General features: G+C 71.2%; 4 protein-coding genes and 1 tRNA gene. 1 reads left to right on the top strand and 4 read right to left on the bottom strand.

What is annotated here, in order from left to right:
* Window positions 1-40: 40 nt before the first annotated feature.
* The 3 genes from ACWEVN_RS25095 to ACWEVN_RS25085 all read right to left on the bottom strand — a co-directional run bounded on the left by ACWEVN_RS25095 (window position 41) and on the right by ACWEVN_RS25085 (window position 2,583).
* On the bottom strand, window positions 41-208 hold the full coding sequence (locus ACWEVN_RS25095) for a hypothetical protein (protein WP_449686495.1): 168 nt from the start codon (window positions 206-208) through the stop codon (window positions 41-43).
* 129 nt (window positions 209-337) lie between these two features.
* Window positions 338-880, bottom strand: a complete 543-nt coding sequence (locus ACWEVN_RS25090) for a type 1 glutamine amidotransferase domain-containing protein (RefSeq protein ID WP_449686494.1) — start codon at window positions 878-880, stop codon at window positions 338-340.
* Window positions 881-1,029: 149 nt separating this feature from the next.
* Window positions 1,030-2,583 carry a SpoIIE family protein phosphatase gene (locus ACWEVN_RS25085; protein ID WP_452052911.1) on the bottom strand — a complete coding sequence of 518 codons (1,554 nt, stop codon included), beginning with the start codon at window positions 2,581-2,583 and terminating at the stop codon, window positions 1,030-1,032.
* Window positions 2,584-2,722: 139 nt separating this feature from the next.
* On the opposite strand from ACWEVN_RS25085, the gene ACWEVN_RS25080 reads away from it, so the two are divergent.
* Entirely contained in the window at window positions 2,723-7,408 is a 4,686-nt protein-coding gene (locus ACWEVN_RS25080) for a HAMP domain-containing protein (protein WP_452052914.1), read from the top strand.
* Here the strand turns inward: ACWEVN_RS25080 and ACWEVN_RS25075 are convergent.
* Window positions 7,360-7,433: transfer RNA gene (locus tag ACWEVN_RS25075), tRNA-Gly, on the bottom strand. The two genes, ACWEVN_RS25080 and ACWEVN_RS25075, sit on opposite strands and share 49 nt — an antisense overlap.
* Between the last annotated feature and the right edge of the window lie 15 nt (window positions 7,434-7,448).

Raw genomic sequence — 7,448 nt, 5'->3', positions numbered from 1 at the left:
GAAGGCCTCCCCGGCGTACCGGGGAGGCCTTCTTCGTGGGCTATCGGGCCTGGGGCTGGTCGGCACCGGGTTGGACCGGCTCCGGCTCGGGTGCCGGCAGGGCCTGGTCGGCGGGCTCGCCACCGCGGGGTGCGGGAACGCCCTCGGCGGCGATCGCGTCGAAGTGTTCACGGCACCAGCGGCCGTAGCGCCTTGCGTGCACAGTCATCGCGTCCACCTCCTCTCGTCGGGCGATCCTCGTCACACCACCAGCGTCCTCCGCCGCGGTGCCGAAAGCCAACAGATTTAAGCGGGACTTAAGACACGGACGGGTGAACGTCCACAGAGGACGCTGGCCTCAGCCCGCGAACTCCCGCACGACCGTCCGGCAGAAGGCCGGCAGGTCGTCCGGGTTACGGCTGGAGACCAGTCCGCCGTCCACCACCACCTCTTCGTCGACCACGGTGGCACCGGCGTTACGCAGGTCCGTCCGGATGCTCGGGTACGACGTCAGCGTGCGGCCACGCACGACATCCGCTTCGACGAGCGTCCACGGACCGTGGCAGATCACCCCGACCGGCTTGCCGGCCCGCACGAAGTCGCCGACGAACTTCACCGCCGCGGCGTCCGTGCGGAGGTTGTCCGGGTTCATCGTGCCGCCGGGCAGCAGCAGGGCGTCGAAGTCGCCGATTCCGACGTCGGCGACCTTCCGGTCCACCGCGAACCGGTCACCCTTGTCGATGTCGCCGTTCATCGCCTGGATCTCCCCGGTGTCCAGGGAAACCAGCTCGACCGTCGCGCCCTCGTCGAGGACGGCCTGGCGCGGCTGCTCCAGCTCGACCTGTTCGACGCCGTCCGCGGCCAGGATCGCGACCCGGCGGCCTTGCAATGCGTTCGCCATGGGGCTCCTCCGTCGGAAAAACTGAGTGCACCGGGGTAATTACCCCCTCGCCCAGGCGTCAAACCAAGTCCATTGAGGACAGTGCGGTGACATTCGGGGCTTCGCCCCGAGCCGGGGGCTCCGCCACCCGGACCCCCGCAAGAAGGGGGTCAGTCCCCACATTCGATGGCAAGCACGGCGATATCGTCATGTGCGGAGCTCCCGAGCCAGTCCCGGACCGACTGGCGCAGCTGCCGCACGACCTCCCGGGCCGGCTCCCCGGCCGCCGCCGTGAGCACGGCGCGCAACCGGTCGTCTCCGAAGAGTTCCGTCTGGTCGTGCCGGTTGCGGGCTTCGGTGATGCCGTCGGTGTACAGCAGACAGACGTCGCCGCGCTCCAACCGCACCTCCGCCTCGGCGAAGCGGGCCTGCGGCGAAATGCCGACCAGCGTGCCCGGCACCGTGACCTCCTCGACCACGCCCGAGCGCCGGACGATCAGCGGCGCCGGGTGGCCGCCGGAGGCCAGCGTGAGGCCGACCCCGCCGCCGGACGGCCGGGCCGAGCCGAGCACCAGGGTGGCGAACCGGCTGCTGCCGCCGGCGATGAGCAGCTCGTTGAGCAGCCGCAGCAGCGTGCGGCCGTCGCGCTCGACCATGGCGAGCGCGGTCAGGGCGTGCCGGACCCGGCCGGTCAGCGCGGCGGCCTCGGGGCCCTTGCCGCAGACGTCGCCGAGCACCAGGAACGCGCTGCCGTCGTCGCGGGGCAGGACGTCGAAGAAGTCGCCGCCGACGGTGAGGACTCCGCCGGCCGGCTCGTACCAGGTCTCGAACCGGGCGCCGTCGAGCTCCGGCGGGTCGGCCGGGCGCAGCGTCGTCTCCAGGCCGCGGGTCGCCTCCTCCTGCCGGGCGTAGCGCTGGGCGTTGGCCAGCGCCGTCCCGGCCGCCACGGCGAACTCCGCCACCGCACGGGACTGCTCGGCACCGAACTCGGCGTCGCCGCGGCGGCCCAGCAGCAGGGCCCCGGTGACGCCGGCGCTCGCGTTCGGCCCGAGCGAGACAACCGAGACGTCGGCGTGCCCCGCGAACCGGTCGGCGACCACCGACGGCAGCGTGGCGACCTCGGGCTCGGGCACCGGCGCCTGCTGGGGCGGCCCGATGGCCCCGAACGTCGCCGCCAGCACCGGCGCGGCCTGGGCCGGCACCCGGCGGATCCGGCCGTGGCCCTGCGCGGCCGGCCGCTCGCAACTCCACCACTCCCACCGGCCACGGGTGGTCGGCAGCAGCACGAAGACGGTCTCGGCCAGCGCGGACGCGGCCAGCTCGGCGATCACCCGGGCGGTGCCGTGCCGCCCGCGCGCGGCGGCCAGCCGCGGACCGGCCTCGGCCAGGAAGTCACCGACGTGCCGCCGCGGGACGTCGTCCGCGAGGACGGTCCAGGAGTGCCAGCCGCCGGGCAGGGCCCGGATCCGCGCCGGACGCCGGTGACCGGCCGATTCGACGTGCCCGGAGGTCTCGGTGACCGCGTGCAGCTGCGGCTCGGCGGCCCCGGTCAGGGCCCGCGCCGCCGGGTTCGCCCAGCGCACCACGCCGGCGTCGTCCTGCAGGAACACTGCGTCCCGGACGTCTTCGAGGGCCGCTCGGGTGAAGGCGTCGATGCCCGGCGGCCCGCCGTCACCGGTCATCGGCGGCAGGGCCGCCGAAGCCGGGGCCGGACGTGACACCATGCACGGACCTCCTGCCTCCGGACTGCTGTCGCACGGCTACCGCGTGAGCGGGCGGGCTGGCTCGAAGTGTAGGGCGAAGCATGGCACGCTGGGTCGACGACCATGGCTGGCGCATGCGTGGTGGAGAGGGTCGGCACACATGACAACGGAATCCCAGAGCGAAGCGGCCGCGCTGGAGCGGGTGCTGGTCGCGGTGCGGGATCTCGGGGACGGCAACTTCCGCCGGCGGCTCGTCCCGCACGGCGACGGCATCTCGGCGCAGCTCGCCGTCGCGTTCAACGACATCGCCGAGCGCAACCAGCGGCTGGTCAGCGAGCTGCTGCGGGTCCGCGCGGCCGTCGGGCAGGAGGGCCGGCTCAGCGAGCGGCTCGAAGGCCAGGTCGGCACCGGTGGCTGGACCACCGCCGTCGACGCGGTGAACGGCCTGGTCGAGGACCTCACCCGGCCGGCGATCGAGCTGGAGCGGGTGCTCGGCGGGGTCGCCGACGGCGACCTGTCCCAGCCGATGACGCTGACCCTCGACGGGCGCCCGCTGCAGGGCGCGTACGCCACGCTGGCGAAGACGGTCAACGGCCTCATCGCGCAGCTGTCGCGCTTCGCCGCCGAAGTGACGAGGCTCTCCCGCGAGATCGCGGGTGAGGGACGTCTCGGCGGCCAGGCCGTCGTCCCGGGCGTGTCGGGCACCTGGCGCGACCTCACCGACTCGGTCAACTTCATGGCCGACAACCTCACCGAGCAGGTCCGCAACATCGCCCAGGTCACCACGGCCGTCGCGCGCGGCGACCTGACCCAGAAGATCAACGTCGACGCCCGCGGCGAGATCCTCGAGCTCAAGAACACCATCAACACGATGGTCGACCAGCTCTCGGCGTTCGCCGACGAGGTCACCCGCGTCTCCCGCGAGGTCGGCTCGGACGGCAAGCTCGGCGGCCAGGCCCAGGTGCCGGGTGTCGCCGGGACGTGGCGCGACCTCACCGACTCGGTCAACCTGATGGCCGACAACCTGACCGACCAGGTCCGCGGGATCTCCCAGGTGGCGACCGCGGTGGCCAGCGGCGACCTGACGAAGAAGATCGACGTCGACGCCCGCGGCGAGATCCTGCAGCTGAAGAACACGCTGAACACGATGGTCGACCAGCTCTCGGCGTTCGCCGGCGAAGTCACCCGCGTGGCGCGCGAGGTCGGCAGCGAGGGCAAGCTGGGCGGGCAGGCGGAGGTGCCCGGCGCGGCCGGGACGTGGCGCAGCCTCACCGACTCGGTCAACCAGATGGCCGACAACCTGACCGACCAGGTCCGCAACATCTCGCACGTGACCACGGCGGTGGCGAAGGGCGACCTGACGCAGAAGATCACCGTCGACGCCCGCGGCGAGTTCTTCGAGCTCAAGACGACCATGAACACCATGGTGGACCAGCTGTCCGCCTTCGCCGACGAAGTCACCCGAGTGGCGCGCGAGGTCGGTACCGAGGGCCAGCTGGGCGGGCAGGCGCAGGTCCCGGGCGTCGCGGGCACGTGGCGCGACCTGACCGGGTCCGTGAACTTCATGGCGAACAACTTGACCACCCAGGTCCGCAACATCGCCCAGGTCGCGACGGCCGTCGCGCGCGGCGACCTGACCCAGAAGATCGCGGTCGACGCCCGCGGCGAGATCCTGGAACTGAAGACCACGCTGAACACGATGGTGGACCAGCTGTCCGCCTTCGCGGACGAAGTCACCCGGGTGGCGCGGGAGGTCGGCACCGAGGGGAAGCTCGGCGGCCAGGCCACCGTGCCCGGCGTCGCCGGCACCTGGAAGGACCTCACCGACAACGTCAACTCGATGGCGAACAACCTGACCGACCAGGTCCGCAACATCGCCACGGTGACGGCGGCGGTGGCGAAGGGCGACCTGACGCAGAAGATCACCGTCGACGCCCGCGGCGAGATCCTCGAACTCAAAACCACGCTGAACACGATGGTCGACCAGCTGTCCGCCTTCGCCGACGAAGTCACCCGGGTGGCGCGCGAAGTCGGCACCGAAGGCATCCTCGGTGGTCAGGCGCGGGTCCGCGGCGTCGCGGGCACCTGGAAGGACCTCACCGACAACGTCAACGTCATGGCCGACAACCTGACCGACCAGGTCCGCAACATCGCCACCGTGGCGAGCGCGGTGGCCAACGGCGACCTGTCGAAGAAGATCCGGATCGAGGCCCAGGGCGAGGTCGCGGCGCTGGCCGAGACGCTGAACGGGATGGTCGAGACGCTGCGCGCGTTCGCCGACGAGGTCACCCGGGTCGCCCGCGAGGTCGGCACGGAAGGCATCCTCGGCGGCCAGGCCAGGGTCCCCGGCGTCGCCGGGACGTGGAAGGACCTGACCGAGAACGTCAACTTCATGGCGCACAACCTGACCAGCCAGGTGCGCAACATCTCGCAGGTCACGACGGCGGTCGCGAAGGGCGACCTGACGAAGAAGATCGACGTCGACGCCCGGGGCGAGATCCTCGAGCTCAAGACCACGATGAACACGATGGTCGACCAGCTTTCGGCGTTCGCCTCGGAAGTCACGCGCGTGGCGCGCGAGGTCGGCACCGAGGGCAAGCTGGGCGGCCAGGCCGAGGTCGGCGGCGTGTCGGGCACCTGGCAGCGGCTCACCGAGAGCGTGAACCAGCTGGCCGGGAACCTGACCACCCAGGTCCGCGCGATCGGCCAGGTGGCCACCGCGGTGACCGCGGGCGACCTGACCCGGCACATCACCGTGGACGCCTCCGGCGAGCTGGCGGACCTCAAGGACAACATCAACCAGATGATCGCGAACCTCAAGGAGACGACGAGGACCAACCGCGAGCAGGACTGGCTGAAGACGAACCTCGCGCAGCTGTCGGGCCGGATGCAGGGGCACCGCGACCTGGTCTCGGTCGCGGCGCTGATCCTGTCCGAACTCGCCCCGCTGGTCCGGGCGCAGCAGGGCGCGTTCTTCCTGGCCCGCGAGGACGACCGGGACGGCACCGTGCTCGAGTGCATCGCGGCGTACGGGCTCGCGGAGTCGCGCGCGGGGCTGCGGTTCGCGATGGGCGAGTCGCTGATCGGGCAGGCCGCGGTCGACCAGCGCACGGTGCTGGTGCACAACGCGCCGCCGGAGTACGCGCTGATCTCGTCCGGGCTCGGCTCGGTTGCGCCGGTGAACCTGATCGTGCTGCCGGTGCTGTTCCAGGGCGAGGTGCTCGGGGTGCTGGAGCTGGCCTCGGTGAACGAGTTCAGCACGGTCCACCAGGACCTGCTGGAGCAGCTGCGGCACACGATCGGCGTCAACGTGAACACGATCCTGTCGAATTCGCGGACCGAGGCGCTGCTGACCGAGTCGCAGCGGCTGGCCCAGGAGCTGCGGGCCCGGTCGGAGCAGCTGCAGGCCCAGCAGGGCGAGCTGCGGCGGTCCAACACCGAGCTGGCCGAGAAGGCGGCGCTGCTGGCCCAGCAGAACCGCGACATCGAGGTCAAGAACAGCGAGATCGAGCAGGCGCGGCAGGAGCTCGAGGAGCGGGCCGGGCAGCTGACGGTGGCCTCGCAGTACAAGACCGAGTTCATGGCGAACATGTCGCACGAGCTGCGGACGCCGTTGAACAGCGCGTTGATCCTGGCGAAGCTGCTGTCGGAGAACCCGGAAGGGAACCTGACGGAGAAGCAGATCCAGTTCGCGAAGACGATCTACGCGGCCGGGTCGGACCTGCAGCAGCTGATCAACGACATCCTCGACCTGGCCAAGGTCGAGGCCGGCCGGCTGGACATGCAGATGTCCGACATCACGCTGCCGGAGCTGGTGGACTACGTCGAGTCCCTGTGCCGCCCGCTGACCGCGGACAAGGGCCTGGAGTTCGCCGTCCACATCGACCCGCCGGTGCCCGGCAGCGTCCACACGGACGAGCACCGCCTCCAGCAGATCCTGCGGAACCTGTTGTCGAATGCGGCGAAGTTCACCAACGAGGGCGGCGTCCGGTTGCACATCCGCGCGGCGGACCCGGCGGAGGTGGAGCAGGAGTCCCTGAAGAACGCGCCGGGCATCATCGCGTTCGCGGTCGAGGACACCGGCATCGGCATCCCCGAGGAGAAGCTGGCGGTCATCTTCGAGGCGTTCCGCCAGGCGGACGGCACGACGAGCCGCAAGTACGGCGGCACGGGCCTGGGCCTGAACATCAGCCAGCAGCTCACCGAGCTCCTGGGCGGCGAGCTGCGCGTGGTGAGCGAGCCGGGCGTGGGCTCGACGTTCACCCTGTACCTCCCGGTGGCGGCGGCCAACCTGGTGGACCCGGCCCTGACGGCGCTGTCCTCCCCACGGCTGCCGTCGGTGCCCAGCACGGTGCTGGTGGCGGCCCCGGACGTGACCCCCAAGCGCTTCCACGGCGAGAAGGTCCTGATCGTCGACGACGACCTGCGCAACGTGTTCGCCCTGGCGGCGGTCCTGGAGCAGGCGGGCCTGGACGTGATCTACGCGGAGACGGGCGTCGACGGCATCCGCGCCCTGGAGCGCAACGAGGACACGGCCCTGGTCCTGATGGACGTGATGATGCCGGAACTGGACGGCAACGCGACGATCGCGGCCATCAGGGCGGAGGCGGCCAACGCGGACCTGCCGGTGATCGCGGTCACAGCCAAGGCAACAGCGGAGGACCGGGCCCGAACGCTGGCCAGCGGCGCGGACGACTACATCACGAAGCCGGTGGACACGGACAAGCTGCTGGACGTGATCGCGGCATCCTTGGAGGCGGACGCCGCGTCAACGCGCGACGCCGCCTCTTACGACGGTGGAGCGGGTGACGGGAATCGAACCCGCGTAGCTAGTTTGGAAGACTAGGGCTCTACCATTGAGCTACACCCGCGTGCCCCCGGAGGTA

This window comes from Amycolatopsis sp. NPDC003861, from assembly GCF_053605405.1.
This window is presented reverse-complemented; position numbering and strand designations above follow the sequence as displayed.

Bases quoted from the DNA above. Each gene is read 5' to 3' on its own strand.
- ACWEVN_RS25090 (WP_449686494.1), bottom strand. From the start codon at position 880: ATGGCGAACGCATTGCAAGGCCGCCGGGTCGCGATCCTGGCCGCGGAC.
- ACWEVN_RS25080 (WP_452052914.1), top strand. From the start codon at position 2,723: ATGACAACGGAATCCCAGAGCGAAGCGGCCGCGCTGGAGCGGGTGCTG.
- ACWEVN_RS25085 (WP_452052911.1), bottom strand. From the start codon at position 2,583: ATGGTGTCACGTCCGGCCCCGGCTTCGGCGGCCCTGCCGCCGATGACC.
- ACWEVN_RS25095 (WP_449686495.1), bottom strand. From the start codon at position 208: ATGACTGTGCACGCAAGGCGCTACGGCCGCTGGTGCCGTGAACACTTC.